Source organism: Streptomyces sp. CNX435 (assembly GCF_059570575.1).
Map to the genome: position 1 here is coordinate 581,846 of NZ_JCANTA010000002.1, position 19,164 is coordinate 601,009.

The 19,164-nt window shown below is 76.1% G+C and carries 1 protein-coding gene; it reads left to right on the forward strand.

Features of this window, described 5'->3' with window-relative positions; translation table 11 throughout:
* Positions 1-100 precede the first annotated feature (100 nt).
* Positions 101-19,153: an amino acid adenylation domain-containing protein gene (locus T328_RS05850; protein WP_496494773.1), complete on the forward strand. Its 19,053-nt coding sequence runs from the start codon at positions 101-103 to the stop codon at positions 19,151-19,153.
* Positions 19,154-19,164: the final 11 nt, after the last annotated feature.

Below are 19,164 nucleotides of genomic sequence, written 5' to 3' on the forward strand. Positions count from 1 at the left end.
AGTCTATGGGGGGACTGGGAAATTAGGTAACCCTTACCTTACTATGACGCAGATCCCCGGCCCTGGGCCGGGGCCGACGTGCTGGGGAGGCGCGCTGCCCGTGTGCGGATCCGAGGAACTCCTGGCCCACTGGCGGCGCCTGCTCACCCCGCCGCCGCTCGAGATCGCACTGCCCGCCGACCGCCCGCACGCGTCCCGGCCGGCGCCGGACCGGGACACCCGCACCCTGACCGGCCTGCCGGACGCCCCCGGCCACGTGCTGCTCGCCGCCTTCGTGACTCTGCTGCACCGCTACAGCGGGGTCACCGACCTCACCGTGGGCCACGGCGGGCTCCCGGTCCGCGTCTCCGCCGCCGGGGAGCCGGCCTTCGGGGAACTGGCCCGGCGGGCGGCCCGGGCCCGGGACGAGGCGGACGCCCACCGGGTGCCGATCGGTCACCTGGCCGACGAGCTGCGGCCGGGGCCGACGCGCGGCGGCGGGCTGTTCTTCAACACCGCGTTCGGCACGGCGGACCGTCCCGCCCGGGAGCTGCCGGGACCGGTCGACCTGCTGCTGGACGTACGCGACGGCGAGGCGCACGCGACGTACGACCCCGGCCTCTTCGACGCCGCCACCGTCGACCGGCTGCTCGGCCACTACCGCACGCTGCTCGCCGACGCGCTCGGCCGGCCGGGGGTGCCGGTGGCCCGGCTTGCCCTCATGGATCCGGGGGAGTACCGGAAGGTCGTCGTCGACTGGAACGCCACCGAGCACTCCGTCCCCGCGGACACCTGGCCCGCCATGTTCGCCGCGCAGGTCCGACGGCGGCCCGACGCCGTCGCCCTGGTCTTCGAGGACGAGGAGCTGACCTACGCCGAGCTGGACGAGCGGGCCAACCGGCTCGCGCACGCCCTGATCGCGCGCGGCGCGGGACCCGAGCGCATCGTCGCACTGGCGCTGCCGCGCTCCGCGGGGCTGATCGTGGCCGAGGTCGCCGTTCTCAAGTCCGGCGCCGCCTATCTGCCGATCGACCACGACTACCCGGCCGACCGCATCGCGTACATGCTCGGCGACGCGGCCCCCGTCTGCATGGTGACCACCGCGGAGACCGCGCGGGAGCTGCCGGAGCCCGGGGCCGTGCCCCTGCTGGCCCTCGACGCCCCCGCCACCGCCGCCGAGTTGGCCGGGCGGCCGGCGGACGACCCCGGCGTGCCCCTGACCGTCGACCACGCCGCGTACGTCATCTACACCTCGGGCTCGACCGGACGCCCGAAGGGCGTCGTGCTCGCGCACAGCGGGGTGGCGAAGCTCGTCGCCACGCAGCGCGAGCGGTTCGGCATCGGCCCGCACAGCCGGGTGCTGCAGTTCGCCTCGCCGAGCTTCGACGTCGCCTTCTGGGACCTCTGCCTCGGACTGCTGTCCGGCGGCCGTCTCGTCGTCGTGCCGGCGGAGCGCCGCGTGCCCGGCGCACCGCTCGCGGACTATGCGAAGGCGCAGGGCATCACGTTCATGATCCTGCCGCCCGCGCTGCTGGCCGCGATGCCCGATGACGTTCAACTGCCGCCCACCGCCACGCTCCTGGCGGGCACCGAGCGGGTCTCGCCGGATCTGGTGGGGCGCTACGCGCGCGGGCGGCTGATGTTCAACGCCTACGGGCCGACCGAGGCCACCACCAACTCCACGCTCGGGCTGTGCGACCCGGACATCCCCGCCGGTGCCATCGTGCCGATCGGCGTTCCCGACCCCGGGACCCGCGCGTACGTGCTCGACGCGTACCTCCGGCCGGTCCCCGCCGGCGTCACCGGCGAGCTGTACCTGGGCGGGGCGGGGCTTGCCCGCGGCTACCTCGGCCGCCCCGGCCTGACCGCGGAGCGGTTCGTCGCCGACCCGTTCGGCGCGCCGGGCGGGCGGCTCTACCGCACCGGTGACCTGGTGCGGTGGCGGGCCGACGGGCGGCTGGAGTTCCTGGGCCGCGCCGATGCCCAGCTCAAGCTGCGCGGCTTCCGCATCGAGCCGGGCGAGATCGAGTCCGTACTGCGCGGCCACCCGGCCGTCGACCAGGTCACGGTGGTCGCCCGCGAGGACCGCCCCGGCGACCGGCGGCTCGCCGCCTACGTCGTGCCCGCCGCCGAAGGACCACCCGACGCGGGTCCGGACGCGCGTGTCGAGGAGTGGCGCGGGGTGCACGACCTCCTCTACGGCGCGTCCGGGGGCGAGGGCGTACGTGCGGAGGGATTACGGGAGAACTTCGCCGGCTGGAACAGCATGTACGACGGCCGGCCCATCCCGGTCGAGGAGATGCGCGAGTGGCGTCTTGAGACCGTCGCGCGCATCCGCGAGGCGGGCCCGGCCCGCCGCGTGCTGGAGATCGGCGCCGGCAGCGGCCTCATCCTCTCCCGCATCGCGCCCCACTGCGAGACCTACTGGGCCACCGACCTCTCGTCCGAGGCGGTCGCGGCGCTGCGCGCCCAGGTCGGCGCGCACCCGGAGCTGGCGTCGAAGGTCGAGCTCAGCGCCAGGCCCGCGCACGACACGGAGGGCCTGCCCGACGGCTTCTTCGACACGGTCGTCCTCAACTCCGTGGCCCAGTACTTCCCGAGCGCCGACTACCTCACCGACGTCCTCGACGGGGTCCGGCGGCTCCTCGCACCCGGTGGGCGGATCTTCGTCGGCGACGTACGCAACCTGCGGCTGCTGCGCACGCTGCGCGCGGCCGTGGAGACGCGGCGTGCCGCCCGCGGCCCGGCCGGCGCCACGGAAGCGGACAAGGCGGTGCTGCGCGAGGCGGTCGAGCGGTCGGTGCGCTGGGAGGGCGAACTCCTCCTCGACCCCGACTACTTCGCCTCGCTCTCCGGGTTCGACGCCGACATCCGCGTCAAACGGGCCGTGCACCACAACGAGCTGAGCCGCTACCGGTACGACGTGGTCCTGCACCCCGGCCCGCGCCCGGCCGCGGCGCCGGACGAACGGCAGCTCTCCTGGGCGGCGTCCGGCGGCCTGGACGGGCTCGCCGGGCTGCTGGCCGAACGGCCGCCCCGGCTGCGCCTGACCGGGGTGCCCAACTCCCGCCTGGCCGACGACCTGGCGGACCTGCGGGCCGTGGACGGCAGCAGCGGCGAGGCGGGGCCCGCGGCCGACCCCGAGGACGTACTCGCGCTGGCCGCGGAGCACGGCTACCAGGCGGTGCTCACGTGGAACGGGGCCGCTGACGACGGCGCGTACGACGCGATCCTCGCCCTGGCGGGCGCGGCGGGCCCGGTCACCGGGCGGTACCGGACGGCCCGCGGCTATCCGCACGCCAACCGGCCCGTGCCCTTCCGCGACGTGACCGCGCTGATGCGGACCCTGCGCGCGCACGCCGCCGAGAGGCTGCCCGACTACATGGTCCCCTCGGCCTTCGTCCCCCTGCACGCCCTGCCGGTCACCCCCAGCGGCAAGATCGACGCCGGCGCCCTGCCCGTCCCCGACCACGCGGCGATGAGCTCGGGACGCCGGCCGCGGACCCCGCGCGAGACGCTGCTGTGCCGCCTGTACGCCGAAGTGCTGGGGCTCGACTCGGTGACGGCCGAGGACGACTTCCTCGCCCTCGGCGGCGACAGCATCGGCGCGATCCAGCTCCTGATCAAGGCGCGCGAATCGGGCCTGCGGCTGACCACCCGGGACGTGTTCCGGCACCGTACGGTCGAGGCCCTTGCGCAGGCCGCCGTCGCCCGCGGCGCCGAGGAGGCCGCGCACGACACGGCCGACGCCCCGCCGCCGCGGCCGGACGCGTCCGAACTCGCCGCGATCCAGGGCACGGCGCCGCTGCCCATCGAGGAACTGCTCCCGCTCACGCCCCTCCAGCAGGGCTTCTACTTCCACTCGCTGACCGGCGACGCGGGTGCCGACGTGTACGTGGTGCAGCAGCTCATCGACCTGGCGGGCCCGGTCGACGGGCCCACCCTCCGGCGCGCCGCGCAGCACCTGCTGGACCGCCACGCGCCGCTGCGGGCCGCCTTCCGCCGCCGCCCCGACGGTACCCCCGTGCAGATCATCACGAGCGGCGCCGAGCTGCCCTGGCGGGAGGTCGATCTCGCGGCGCAGGACGGCACCGCCCAGGAGACCCGGGCGGCGGCGGTCGCCGCCGACGAGCGGGCCGCCGGGTTCGACCTGGCCGCGCCGCCGCTCGTGCGCTGCGCCCTGATCCGCCTCGGCGGGCGGCGCAGCCGGCTCGTCCTGACGTTCCACCACATCATCGCCGACGGCTGGTCGCTGCCGGTCCTGCACCGCGAGCTGATGGCGTACTACGGCACTGACGCGCCGCCGCTCGCGGCCGTCACCCCGTACCGCGCCTTCCTCGGCCGGCTCGCCCGCCAGGACCGCGAGGCGGCCCGTGCCGCCTGGCGCAGCGCGCTCGCCGGACTCGACGGGCCCCACCGGCTGGTGGCGCCGCCGGCCACGGGCGCCCCGGCGCTGCCCGCGCACGTACACCTGGAGCTGTCCGAGGAGACCACCGCGCGGCTCGCCGGCCGGGCCCGCGAGCACGGCGTCACCCTCGGCACGGTCGTCCAGGCCGCCTGGGGACTGCTGCTCGGCAGGCTCACCGGCCGCGACGACGTGGTGTTCGGCACCACGTTCTCCGGCCGGGACGGGGAGGTCGACGGCGTCGCCGCCATGGTCGGCCTGTTCATCAACACCCTGCCCACCCGCTTCCGCTGGGCACCCGGGACGTCGCTCGCGGACCTCCTGGTCCGCCTCCAGGACGAGCAGGCGCGGCTGCTGGACCACCAGCACCTCGGCCTCGCGGAGATCCAGCGGGTCGCGGGCCACGCGGGCGCGGGCGAACTCTTCGACACCCTCCTGGTGTTCGAGAACTACCCCGCGGAGACGGACCTGCGCGACGCGTCGGGCACCGTGCGCATCACCGGCGACACGTTCCACGACGCCGTCCACTACCCGCTCGCCCTCGTCGTCAAGCCCGGGCGGCGGCTGGACCTGCGGCTGAAGCACCACGCGGCCCGGCTCGACGCCGCCACCGTACGCGCGCTCGGCGACCGGCTGACGCGCATCCTGACGGCCATCGCCGACGACCCGGCCCGGCCCGCCGCCGCCGTCGACCTGCTGGCGCCCGACGAGGCCGCGCGCGCCCACCCGGCCGGCGAGGAGCGGCGGATCCCGCCGACGACCCTGGTGGCGGCGTTCGCGGCGCAGACCGCCCGTACCCCGGACGCGACGGCGGTCGTGTACGAGGACGAACAGCTCAGCTACGCCGAACTCGACGCCAGGGCCGAGGCGCTGGCCGCCCGGCTGCGCGCCCGCGGCGCGGGGCCCGGCGAGTTCGTGGCCGTCGCCGTGCCCCGTTCCGCGGAGCTGATGGTCGCGCTGCTCGGCGTGCTGAAGTCGGGTGCCGCGTACCTGCCCGTCGACGTGGACTATCCGGCGGACCGGGTGGCCCACATGCTCGCCGACTCCGGCGCGGCCACGGTGCTGACGCTGTCCGCCGCGGCCGGCCGGCTGCCCCGCCACGACGGCATCCTGCCGCTCGACGCGACGGCGGCGCACGCGGCGGTGCAGGCGGCGGCGCACGCGGCGGTGCAGGCGCCCGCCGGTACGGAACCCGGCGGCAGCGCGGCGGGCCCCGACGACCCCGCCTACCTCATCTACACCTCCGGCTCGACGGGCCGGCCCAAGGGCGTGGTCGTCACCCACCGCGCCATCGTGAACCGGCTCGCCTGGATGCAGGGGGCGTACGGGCTCACCGCCGAGGACCGCGTACTGCAGAAGACGCCGTCCAGCTTCGACGTGTCGGTGTGGGAGTTCTTCTGGCCGCTCCTCCAGGGCGCGGCCGTGGTCCTCGCCCGGCCGGACGGCCACCGCGACCCGGCCTACCTGGCGGCGCTCGTACGCGAACGGGCCGTCACCACGATGCACTTCGTGCCGTCCATGCTCGCCGCCTTCCTCCAGTCGGAGGCGGTCACCGCGGACACCGGCTGGACGGCGCCGCTGCGCCGCGTGCTGAGCAGCGGCGAGGCCCTGCCGGCCGACGCGGCGCGCCGCTGGCACACGCTGACCGGCGTGCCGCTGCACAACCTGTACGGGCCGACCGAGGCCGCCGTCGACGTCACGTACCACCCGTGCGACGGCACCGAGGAGGGGGCCCTGGTGCCCCTCGGACGCCCGGTGTGGAACACCGGTCTGCGGGTGCTCGACACCTGCCTGCGGCCGGTGCCGGACGACGCCCCCGGCGAGCTGTACCTCACCGGCGTGCAGCTCGCCCGCGGCTACCACCGCCGCGCCGCCCTGACCGCCGAGCGGTTCGTCGCCGACCCGTACGGGCCGCCCGGCGGACGCATGTACCGCACCGGCGACCTCGTGCGCCGCCGGGCCGACGGCGTGGTCGAGTACCTGGGCCGCACCGACCGGCAGGTCAAGCTGCGCGGCAACCGCGTCGAGCCCGGCGAGGTCGAGGCCGCGCTGGTCCGGCTGCCGGAGGTGGCCCGGGCCGCCGTCGACGTACGGGACGACGCGCTGGTGGCCTACGTGGTCCCGGCCCGCGGCGGGGACGTCGACCCCGCCGGGCTGCGCGCGGCGCTGGCCCGCTCACTGCCGGCGCCCCTGGTGCCCGCCGCCTACGTCGTGCTCGACGACCTGCCGCTCACCCCCGGCGGCAAGCTCGACCGCGCCGCGCTGCCCGCCCCCCAGGCCGTACGGGCCCCGGCCCGCGCTCCGCGCACTGCCCGGGAGCGCCTGCTCACGGAGATCTTCGCCGCCGTGCTGAAGCTGCCCGGCGCCGGCCCCGACGACGACTTCTTCCTCCTCGGTGGCGACAGCATCAGCTCGATCGCCGTCGCCAGCCGGGCGCTCGCCGCGGGCCTCGTGCTCGGCCCGCGGGAGGTGTTCGAGCACCGCACCCCGGCGGCGCTCGCGGCGGTCGCCACCGTAGCCGACCCCTCCGGCCCCTCCGGCCCCTCCGACCAGGCGGAGCCGGCCGCACCGGACGCGGGCGCGTTCACCCTCACCGAGGAGGAGCGCGAGCGGGTGGAGCGGCTGGCCCCGGGCCGGATCGAGGACGTGTGGCCGCTCGCCCCGCTGCAGGAGGGCCTGTTCTTCCACTCCGCGTACGACGACGGCGCACTGGACGTCTACACGGTGCACGAATCGTTCGACGTCGCCGAGCGGGTCGACGCCGGGCGGCTGGTGGCCGCCACCCGCGCCCTGCTGGACCGGCACCCGAGCCTGCGCGCCGGGTTCACCAGCGAGGGACTTCGGCGGCCGGTGCAGTTCATCGTGTCCGACGCCGGGATACCGCTGACCGAGGTGGACCTGTCCGGGCTGCCGGAGGCCGAGCAGGACCGGCGGCTGCGCGAGCTGATGGACGAGGAGCGCTCCCGCCGCTTCGACCTGTCCCGCCCGCTGCTGTTCCGCCTGCTGCTGGTGCGGCTCGGCGCCGGACGCGGCGACCGGCTCGTCATCGGCCGGCATCTGATCCTCTGGGACGGCTGGTCCGCCTGGCTGTTCCTGGACCAGCTCTTCGCGCTGTACGAGAGCGGGGGCGGGCCGGCGGAACTCCCGGCCCCCGGCTCGTACCGCGACTACCTGACCTGGCTGGAGCGCCAGGACGACACCGACGCCACCCGCGCGTGGCGCGCGGCACTCGACGGCTTCGACGAGCCGACGCTGCTGGTGCCCGCCGTCTCCGACCGGGGCCTGGAGCCGGTGATCCCCGAGCACCTGGAAGCCGAACTCGACGCGGCGGCGGCCGACCGGCTGCGCGACACCGCCCGCAGGCACGGGCTGACGCTCAACACGGTGCTCAACGCGGCCTGGGGGCTGGTCCTCGCGAGCGCCACCGGCCGTACGGACGTCGTCTTCGGCACGACCGTCGCGGGCCGCCCGAGCGACGTGCCGGACGTCGAGAACGTCGTCGGCATGTTCCTCAACACCGTGCCCGCGCGCATCGCCTTCGACCCGCGCGAGCCGGTGCTCGACCTGCTGCGCCGCATCCAGGGCGAGCGCCTGGGGCTCATGCCGTACGAGTACCTGGGGCTCGGCGTGCTGCAGGCGGAGACGGGCCATCGCAGGCTGTTCGACACGCTGTTCGTGCTGCGCAACGCCGACACCGAGGACCGGCTCGGGGAGCTGCGCGCACGGCACGGTGCCACCGCCGTCACCAACGTGGACGCCACGCACTACCCGGCGAACCTCGTCGTCACCCCCGGCGAGCGGATCCGCGTCACCCTCGCCTACCGGCCCGACCTGCTGGACGGCGGGTACGCGCGCGGCCTGCTCGACCGGTTCGTGCTCCTGGCCGGGCGACTGGCGGCGGCCCCGACCGCCGCCGTCGGCTCGCTGGACGGGCAGCTGCCCGCCGAGCGGGCCGCACTGGCCCGCGAGGAGGACGCGCAGCGGCAGCCCGTGCCGCCCGAGACCGTGGCGGACATGCTGGCCGCCCAGGCCGCCCGCACCCCGGACGCGACGGCCCTCGTCAGCGGCGCCCGGACGGTGACGTACGCGGAGCTCGACGCCCGCTGCAACCGCCTGGCCCGGCTGCTGATCGGGCGGGGCGCGGGACCGGAGAAGGTCGTCGCGCTCGGGATGCCGCGCTCGATCGACACGGTGGTGGCCCTGTTCGCGGTGCTGCGCACCGGCGCCGCGTACCTGCCGCTGGAGCTGGACCACCCGGCCGAGCGCCTCTCGGCGACGCTGGCCGACGCCCGCCCGCTGCTCCTGCTGTCGACGCAGGCGGTCTCCCGCACCCTGACGGCGGACTCCCCGCGCGTCCTGCTCGACGACCCGGAGACGGCGGCCGAGCTGGCGAGCCTGCCCGCGGACCCCGTCGCGCTGTCGTTCAGCCTGGACCACCCGGCGTACGTCATCTACACCTCCGGCTCTACCGGCCGCCCCAAGGGCGTCGTCACGCCGTACGCGGGCCTGACGAACATGCAGCTGAACCACCAGCGGGAGATCTTCACCCCGGCGATCGACGCCGCGGGCGGGCGGCGGCTGCGCATCGCGCACACCGTGTCGTTCGCCTTCGACATGTCCTGGGAGGAACTGCTGTGGCTCGTCGAGGGCCACGAGGTGCACGTCTGCGACGAGGAGCTGCGGCGCGACGCCACCGCGCTGGCGGGGTACTGCGAGGAGCACCGCATCGACGTCGTCAACGTCACCCCCACCTACGCCCACCTCCTCATCGAGGAGGGCCTGCTGGAGGGCCACCGGCCGCCGCTCGTGCTGCTCGGCGGCGAGGCGGTCACCGAGACGGTGTGGAACACGCTGCGGGACACCGACGGGACCTACGGCTACAACCTGTACGGGCCCACCGAGTACACGATCAACACCCTCGGCGGCGGTACCCGCGACAGCGCGACCCCCACCGTGGGCCGCCCGATCCGCGCCACCCGCGCCCGCGTCCTCGACACCTGGCTGCGGCCGGTGCCGGACGGCGTGGCCGGCGAACTCTACATCGCCGGCGTCGGCCTGGCCCGCGGCTACCTCGGCCGGCCGGGGCTGACCGCGGAGCGGTTCGTCGCCGACCCGTACGGCCGGCCGGGCGAGCGCCTGTACCGCACCGGGGACCTGGTGCGCCGCCGCGCCGACGGCAACCTCGACTTCCTCGGCCGCACCGACGACCAGGTGAAGATCCGCGGCCACCGGGTGGAGCCGGGCGAGATCGAGACGGCGCTCGCGGAGCACCCGGAGGTCTCCCAGGCCGCCGTCGTCGCCCGCGACGACGCACACGCCCCCGGCACCCGGCGCCTCGTCGGCTACGTCGTCCCGGCGGAGCCGGGCGAACAGGCCCGGCGGTCGGCCGAGCGGGAGCAGATCGGCGAGTGGCGCGAGATCTACTCCGCCGAGTACACCGAGATCGGCACCGCCGTCTTCACCGAGGACTTCGCGGGCTGGGACAGCTCGTACGACGGCGAGCCCATCCCGGGGGCGCACATGCGCGAGTGGCGCGAGGCCACCGTCGAGCGGATCCGGGAGCTGCGGCCGCGGCGCGTCCTGGAGATCGGCGTCGGCTCCGGTCTGCTGCTCTCCCGGCTCGCCCCGGACGCCGAGTCGTACTGGGCGACGGACTTCGCGGCCCCCGTCATCCGCAAGCTCGGCGAAGACCTGCGGGCCGACCCGGAGCTGGCCCGGAAGGTCGAGCTGCGCTGCCGGCCGGCCGAGTCGACCGAGGGGCTGCCGGCCGGCTTCTTCGACACCGTCGTCATCAACTCCGTCGTCCAGTACTTCCCGAGCCTGGACCACCTGCGTGCCGTCATCCGCGGCGCGATGGGGCTGCTCGCGCCGGGCGGCGCCCTCTTCCTGGGCGACGTACGGGACCTGCGGCAGGCGCGGGTCTTCCAGACGGGCATCCAGCGGGCCCGTGGGAACACGGATCCGGAAGCGCTGCGCCGGGCCGTGGACCGGGGGCTCGCGCTGGAGAAGGAACTCCTTCTCGACCCGGACTGGTTCACCACCCTCGGCGTCGGCGTCGAGCTGCGCACCAAGGCCGGGCGGCACCACAACGAGCTGACGCGCTACCGGTACGACGTGGTGCTGTACGAGGACGCCGGCGACGCGCTCGGGCTCGACGACGTGCCCGCACTCGACTGGCCGGGGCGGGGTGAGCTGACCGCCCGCCTGGACGGCGCCGAGGTGCTCCGCGTCCGCCGGATCCCCGACGCGCGCACGGCAGACGACCTCGCGGCGCTGCGCGCCATGGACGGCGGGCCGCCGCCGCGCGAAGAGGAGCCGCGCGGACGAGACGAGCCGCGCGGGGGAGACGAACCAGGTGGGGGAGAGGAGCCGGAGGAGCTGCGCGAGCTGGGCGCGGCCCGCGGCTACCGGGTGCTGACCACCTGGTCGCACGAGCCGGGCTTCTTCGACGCCGTGTTCGTACGCGGCACGGCGGCGCGGCGCACGTCCGGTCTGTACCGCCCGCGCGCCGACCGTGGCACCGCCCCGTACGCCAACAGCCCCGCCGCCACCCGCGGCCATGGCGCCCTCGTCCGGCGCCTGCGCGACGACCTGGCGCGGCGGCTGCCCGGCTACATGGTGCCGGCCGCCTTCGTGGTGCTGCCCCGGCTGCCGATGAACGACAACGGCAAGCTCGACGTGCGGGCGCTGCCGGAGCCGGAGCCCGCCGCGGCCCTGTCGGCGGGGCGCGAGCCGCGCACGCCCGTCGAGGAGGTGCTGTGCCGGCTCTTCGCCGAGGTGCTGGGCGTCGACCGCACCGGGGCGGGGGACGACTTCTTCGACCTCGGCGGGCACTCGCTGCTCGCCACCCGGTTGATCAGCCGGGCCCGGACCGAGCTGGGCGCGGAGCTGGCGATCCGCGACCTCTTCGAGGCGCCGACGCCCGCGGCGCTGGCGCTGCGTGCGGAGGCCGGGCGCCCCGTCCGGCCGGTGCTGGAACCGGTGGCCGAGCGGCCGGCGCGCGTCCCGCTGTCGGCGGCGCAGCGGCGGCTGTGGCTGGTCGAGCGGATCGCCGGGGGCTCCGTCGCGTACAACTTCCCGTTGGTCTTCCGCGTCCGCGGCGCGCTGGATCTCGACGCGCTGCGGGCGGCGCTGCGCGACGTGACGGGCCGTCATGAGGTGCTGCGCACCCGGTTCCTGGAGGAGGACGGCGAGCCGTACCAGTGGATCGCGGCGCCCGGCGAGGCCGAGCCGGAGTTCCGCGTGGCCGACCGTACCGAGGACGAGCTGCCCGACTGGATCACGGCGGCCCAGCGGCGCCCGTTCGACCTGGGCGCCGAGCTGCCGGTGCGGGCGGAGGTGGCACGGCTGGGCCCCGGCGGGCACGTGGTGGCGCTGGTGCTGCACCACGCCGCCACCGACGAGTGGTCCGACCGCCCGTTCCTCGCCGACCTGAACCACGCGTACGCGGCCCGCGCGGCCGGGCGGGAGCCCGACTGGGCGCCGCTGCCGGTGCAGTACGCCGACTACACCCTGTGGCAGGAACGGCTGCTCGCCGAGGCGGGGGAGAGCCAGCTCGGCTACTGGACGCGGACGCTGGAGGGCGCCCCCGGGGAGATCCCGCTGCCGCTGGACCGGCCGGGCGGGGCCCGTACCAGCGGCCGGGCGGCAGTGGCGCGCCGGGCGCTGCCGGACGCGACCGGGGCCGCGCTGCGGGAGCTGGCCGCGGATCACCAGGTCAGCATGTTCATGGTGCTCCAGGCGGCGACCGCGGCGCTGCTGCACCGCCTCGGCGCGGGCGACGACATCCCGCTCGGCACGCCGATCGCGGGGCGCACCGACAGCGCGACGGACGACCTGGTCGGCTTCTTCGTGAACACGCTCGTGCTGCGCACCGACCTGTCCGGCGCCCCGTCCTTCGCCGACGTCCTCGGCCGGGTCAGGGAAGCGGCGCTCGCCGCCTTCGAGCACCAGGACGTGCCGTTCGACCGGGTCGTGGAGGCGGTCAACCCGGCCAGGGCCGCCGACCGCAACCCGCTGTTCCAGGTGATGCTCGGCTACCACCACCGCCCCGGCGGCGACCCCGGCCTGTTCGGGCTGCCGACCGAGTGGTTCGACATGGACACCGGCATGGCCAAGTTCGACCTCGACTTCACCGTCGTCGACCACGGTGCGGGACGCGACATGGCGCTGCTGCTGGAGTACGCCACCGACCTCACGGACGCCGGGACGGCGGACCGACTGCTGGAGCGGCTGCACGGGCTGCTGGAGCAGGTGGCCCGCGATCCCCGGCGCCCGGTCGGCTCCCTCGGGGTCCTCACGGACGCGGAGGAGACGGCCGCCGCCACGGTCTGGAACGACACCGACAGACCGCTGGAGACCCGCTCCGTCCCGGAGATCCTCGACGACCTCGTACGCGACCGCCCGGACGCCCCGGCCCTCGTCGCCGGAGGGGAGCGGCTGACCTTCCGGCAGCTGGCCGAGCGGGTCGACGCCGTGGCCCGGCTGCTGCGGCGCCGGGGTGCGCGGGCCGAGACGGTCGTCGGCCTGGCGCTGCCCCGGCGCCTCATGGTCCCGGCCGTACTCGGGGTGCTGAAGTCCGGTGCGGCCTACCTGCCGCTCGACCCGGACCACCCCGCGGAGCGGCTGGAGTTCATGCTGCGCGACGCGGCCCCGCTGTGCGTGCTCACCACCGCCGCGCTGGCGCCGGGCCTGCCCGGGGCATGCCCGCGGGTGCCGCTGGACGACCCCGGCGGTCCGGACGACCCGGCCGGCCCCGACGGTGAACGGGACGCCGTGCGCCCCGACCCGTCGCACACCGCCTACGTCATCTTCACCTCCGGCTCCACCGGCACCCCGAAGGGCGTCGTCGGCACCCACCGCGGCCTGAGCAACCTCGTCGCGGCCCACCGCGACGACCTCGTCACGCCCGCCCGGCAGGCCCTCGGCCGCACGCGACTGCGGGCCCTGCACGCCGCCTCGTTCAGCTTCGACGGCTCCTGGGGGCCGCTGATCTGGCTCCTCACCGGACACGAGCTGCACGTGGCCGACGAGGCCGTCATGGCCGACCCGGCCGCGCTGACGGCGTACCTGGACCGGGAGCGCGCCGACTACCTCGACGTCACCCCGACCTATCTGCGCGAGCTGATCCACCACGGCTTCCTGGCGCCCGGCGGCCACGTCCCCGGCGTGATCGCCGTGGGCGGCGAGGCGATCCCGGCCCCGCTGTGGGAGCGGCTGTGCGCCCTGCCTGGCGTCCAGGTGCACGACCTGTACGGCCCCACCGAGAGCGCGGTCGACGCCTACGGCCGGCACGCCGACGCCTCCGGCCGCTGGGCCGCGCCGCTCGACAACGTGCGCGCGTACCTCCTCGACCCACTGCTGCGGCCCGTCCCGGTGGGCGTGCCAGGCGAGCTGTACCTGGCGGGGGCCGGCCTGGCCCGCGGCTATCTGAACCGGCCCGCGCTCACCGCCGAACGGTTCACCGCCGACCCCTTCGGAGCCCCCGGCAGCCGCATGTACCGCACCGGTGACCTCGCCCGGCGGCACCCCGACGGCACCCTTGCGTTCCTGGGCCGGGCCGACGGACAGGTCAAGCTGCGCGGCTTCCGTATCGAGACCGGGGAGATCGAGGCGGTGCTCGCCGGGCATCCGGACGTGGCGACGGCCGCCGTGGTGGTCCGCGAGGACACCCCGGCGGTACGCCGTCTCGTGGCGTACGTCCTGCCCGCGGGGGACCGGGGGCCGGACCCGGCGGCGCTGCGCGCGCACGCGTCCGCCGCGCTGCCCGCGCACATGGTGCCCTCGGCCTTCGTCACCCTCGCGGCGCTGCCGCGCACCGTCGCCGGGAAGCTCGACGAGAGCCTGCTGCCCGCGCCCGACCTCACCGCGCCCGGCTCGGGCCGCGGGCCCCGCACGCCGCGCGAGGACCTGCTGTGCGAGGCGTTCGCGGCGGTGCTCGGGGTGCCCGACGTCGGCGTCGACGACGACTTCTTCGCCCTCGGCGGGCACTCGCTGCTGGCCATGCGGCTGACCGCGCGGATCCGGGACGCGCTCGGCGCCGAGGTGCCGCTGCGCACGGTGTTCGACGCGCCGACGGTGGCCCGTCTCGCGCGGCGTCTGGCCGAGGACGGCACGGCCGGGACCCGCCCGCCGCTCACGGTCCGGGACCGCCCCGAGTTGCTGCCGCTGTCCTCCGCGCAGCGGCGCCTGTGGGTGCTGTACCGGGTGGAGGGTCCGAGCGCGACGTACAACATCCCCTCGGCGTGGCGGCTGACCGGCGCGCTGGACGTGGCGGCGCTGCGGGCCGCCGTGCACGACCTCGTCGTACGCCACGAGACGCTGCGCACGGTCTTCCCCGACGAGGACGGCCGGGCCCGCCAGCGGGTGCTGGACGCGGCCGGGGTCCGTGTCCCGTTCGAGGTGACGGAGACGGACGAGGAGCAGTTGGCCGGGCGGCTGGCCGAGGCCGGGGCGTACGGCTTCGAACTCGACCGCGAGATCCCGCTGCGCGTCCACGTGTTCCGCACCGGCGAGCGGGAGTGGACCCTGCTGCTCCTGCTGCACCACATCGCCGGCGACGAGTGGTCCGAGGGGCCGCTGGCCCGGGACCTGGAGGTCGCGTACGCGGCCCGCGCCGCGGGCCGGGCCCCCGACTGGGCGCCGCTTCCGGTCCAGTACGCAGACTACACGCTGTGGCAGCGGGACGTGCTCGGCGACGAGAAGGACCCCGACAGCCCCGCCGCCCGCCAACTCGCCTACTGGCGGGGGGCGCTGGCCGGGCTGCCGGAGGAGCTGACGCTGCCCGCGGACCGGCCCCGCCCGCTGGAGGCCACCTACCGCGGCGGCGCCGCGGACCTGTCGCTCGATGCCGAGCTGTCCGCGGCCCTGCACCGCCTGGCCCGCGACAGCGGCGTCAGCGTCTTCATGGTGCTCCAGGCCGCGGTGGCGACGCTGCTCACCCGGCTCGGCACGGGCCACGACATCCCCCTCGGCAGCCCGATCTCGGGTCGTACGGACGCGGCGTTGGAGGACCTGGTCGGGTTCTTCCTCAACACCCTGGTACTGCGCACCGACACCTCGGGCGACCCGGCCTTCCGCGACCTGCTCGCCCGGGTACGGGACGCCGACCTGGCCGCCTTCGACCACCAGGACGTGCCGTTCGAGCGCCTCGTGGAGGTACTCAACCCGGCCCGGTCGCTCGCCCGGCACCCGCTGTTCCAGGTGATGGTGGTGTACCTGGCGTCCGGCGGCGGCGACGCCGGGCTGCCCGGCCTGCGGTCGCGCCGTGACGACGTCCCGCAGACGACCGCCAAGTTCGACCTGTCCTTCGACTTCGTGGAGCGCGGCGACGGCGGCGGGATCGACGGCGTGCTGGAGTACAGCGCCGACCTGTTCGACCACGCGACCGCGCAGTCCTTCGCCGACCGGCTGCGCCGCATCCTGCGCGCCGTCACCGCGGAGCCGGACCTGACGCTGGGCCGGATCGACATCCTCGACGCGGACGAGCGGCGCCGGCTGACCGGCGGCTGGCACAGCAGGCCGCCGATCGCCGCGCCCACCACCGTCCCCGCGCTGTTCGAGGCGCGGGTACGCGGGTGCCCCGGGCGGCCCGCCGCGGCCTCCGACGGCGTCGAGCTCACCTTCGCCGAGCTGAACGCGGCGGCCAACCGGCTGGCCCGCGTCCTCGTCGCGTCGGGCGCGGGCCCCGAGCGGTACGTAGCCCTCGCGCTGCCGCGCACCGCGCACTTCCTGACCGCCGTACTCGCCGTGCACAAGGCCGGGGCGGCCTACCTGCCGCTCGACCCCGACGCGCCCGCCGGGCGCACCGCCGACGTCCTCGCTGACGCCCGCCCGGTCCTCACTCTCACCACCCGCGCGCTCGCCGCCGCGCTGCCGCCCGGCGCCCGGACCCTACTTCTCGACGACCCCGCCACGGCGGCGCGGATCACCGCCGCGGACCCGTCCGACCTCACCGACGCCGACCGGACCGCCCCGCTGACGCCCCGCCACCCGGCGTACGTCATCTACACCTCCGGCTCCACCGGCCGCCCGAAGGGCGTCGTGGTCACCCACGAGACCCTCGGCCACCTCTTCCACAGCCACCGCGAGACGCTCTACGCACCCGCGGTCGAGGCGACCTCCCGGCGGCACCTGCGGGCGGGCCACGCGTGGTCCTTCTTCTTCGACGCCTCCTGGCAGCCGCAGCTCTGGCTGCTGGACGGGCACTGCGTCCACATCGTCGCCGAGGACGTCCGGCGCGACCCCGAACTGCTCGCGGCTGCCGTCGCCGAGCACCGTTTCGACTTCCTGGAGGTGACCCCGTCCCTCTTCGCGCAGCTGGCCGATGCCGGACTGCTCCGCGGCGACGACTGCCCGCTCGCCGTCGTCGGCGTCGGCGGCGAAGCCGTGCCCGCCGCGCTGTGGCGGCGCCTCGCCGGGCTGCGCGGCACCGAGGCGTTCAACCTGTACGGGCCGACGGAGTCGACCGTGGACGCCCTGGTGGCCCGGGTACGCGACAGCGAACGCCCGCTCGTCGGGCGGCCGGTGGCCGGCACCAGGGCCTACGTGCTGGACGGGCTGCTCCAGCCGGTGCCGCCGGGCGTGACCGGCGAGCTGTACCTGGCCGGCGGCGGTCTCGCCCGCGGCTATCTGGGCAGCCCCGGGCTCACCGCCGAGCGGTTCGTCGCCGACCCGTACGGCCCGCCCGGCTCGCGCCTGTACCGCACCGGCGACCTCGCCCGCTGGACGGCCGACGGGCGCCTCGACTTCCTCGGCCGCGCCGACGACCAGGTCAAGATCCGCGGCTTCCGGATCGAACCCGCCGAGATCGAGTCGGTGCTCGCCGGCCATCCCACGGTCGCCCAGGCCCTGGTGACCGTGCACGAGGACGGCCCGCGCAAGCTGCTCGTGGCGTACGTGACCCCCGCCGCCGGCGCCGCGCCGCACCCGGCACAGGTGCGCGCCCACGTCGCCGCGCTGCTCCCGGACCACATGGTCCCGGCGGCCGTGGTGGCGCTGGCGGGCTTCCCGCAGCTGGCGAACGGCAAGCTCGACCGGGACGCGCTGCCCGCGCCCGACTTCTCCGCCCGCACCACCGGGCGGGCGCCGGCCACCCCCGTCGAACACGCGCTCTGCGCGGTCGTCGCCGAGGTGCTGGCCCTGGAACGGGTCGGCGTGGACGACGACTTCTTCGCGCTCGGCGGCGACAGCATCGTTGCGATGCAACTCGTCGGCCGGGCCCGCGCGGCCGGCGTGCGGATCACGCCCCGGCTGGTCTTCCGGCACCGCACGGTGGCGGCGCTGGCCGCGGTCGCCCGGCAGACGGCGGACACCGCGCCGCGCCCGGAGGACGACGGCACCGGAACAGTGCCGCTCACCCCCGTGATGCACTGGCTGCGCGAGCTGGGCGGCCCGTTCGCCACGTACCACCAGGCGGCGCTCGTCCGCACCCCCGCGGACCTGGACCTCGCGGGACTCACCGCCGTACTCCAGGCGCTCGCCGACCGGCACGACCTGCTGCGCGCCACGCTGGTGCGGCCGTCGCGGGCGGCCACCGAGGACTGGTCGCTGCACGTGCCGCCCCGTGGCGCGGTCGACGCCGCCGGGTGGATCGAGCGGGTGGACGTCGCCGGACTGGACGGCCGGGCCCTGGGCGATGCCGTACGGGAGCATGCGCACGCGGCCCGGGCCGCGCTCGACCCGGACGCGGGCGTCATGGTGAGGGCGGTGTGGTTCGACGCGGACGGCTCGCCGGGCCGGCTGCTGCTGATGGCGCACCACCTGGTGGTGGACGGCGTCTCCTGGCGGGTGCTGCTGCCCGATCTGGCGGCGGCGTGGCGGGACGTCTCCGGCGGCCGGAGGCCGCGGCTCGGCCCCGTCGAGACGTCGTTCGCCCGCTGGTCGCGGCTGCTGACCGCGCTGGCCCGGGACCCGGCCCGGGAGGCGGAGCTGCCCGCGTGGACGGCCGTGCTCGACGGCGGCACCGAACCCTTCCCGCTCGCCCGGGCGCCGGAGCCGGACCGCGACACCACCGCGACCCAGCGGGAGGTGGTCCTGCGCATGCCCGCGGAGCACGCCGGGCCGCTGTTGTCGACGGTGCCGGCCGCGTTCGGCGCCGGCGTCGACGACGTGCTGCTCGCGGGCCTCGCGGTGGCCTTCGCCGACTGGCGGCGCCGGCATGGCGGTTCGGACACCTCGGTCCTGGTCGACCTGGAGGGCCACGGCCGTGCGGAGGACCTCGCCGGGGAACCCGGCGGGGAGGGCGTGGACCTGTTCCGTACGGTGGGCTGGTTCACCAGCGTCTTCCCCGTCCGGCTCGACGCCGGTCCGGCCGAGCCCGCGGACGTCTTCGCAGGCGGCCCGGCCGCCGAGGACGCCGTACGGCGGGTCCGCGAGCACCTGGCGTCGCTGCCCGGGAACGGCGTCGGCTACGGCCTCCTGCGGTACCTCAACCCCCGTACGCGGGAGGAGCTGGCGGCCCGCGAGCCGGCCCGCGTCGAGTTCAACTACCTGGGCCGGTTCGGCGTACCGGAGGAGACGGACTGGTCGTACGCCCCCGAGGAGGAGGCGGCCGACATCGGGCCCGAAGGCGCGATGCGCGAGGGCCACGCGCTGAGCATCAACGTGGTGACCGAGGACCGCGCGGACGGTCCCGTGCTGGCCGCCCACTGGTCCTATCTGGCGGGGCTGCTGCCGCGGGAGACGGTGCGGGACCTCGCCGAGACCTGGTTCCGGGCGCTGGCGGGAATCGTCGCGCGGGCGGACCGGAGCCGCTCGTCAGAGCGGTGACAGCCGTGAGG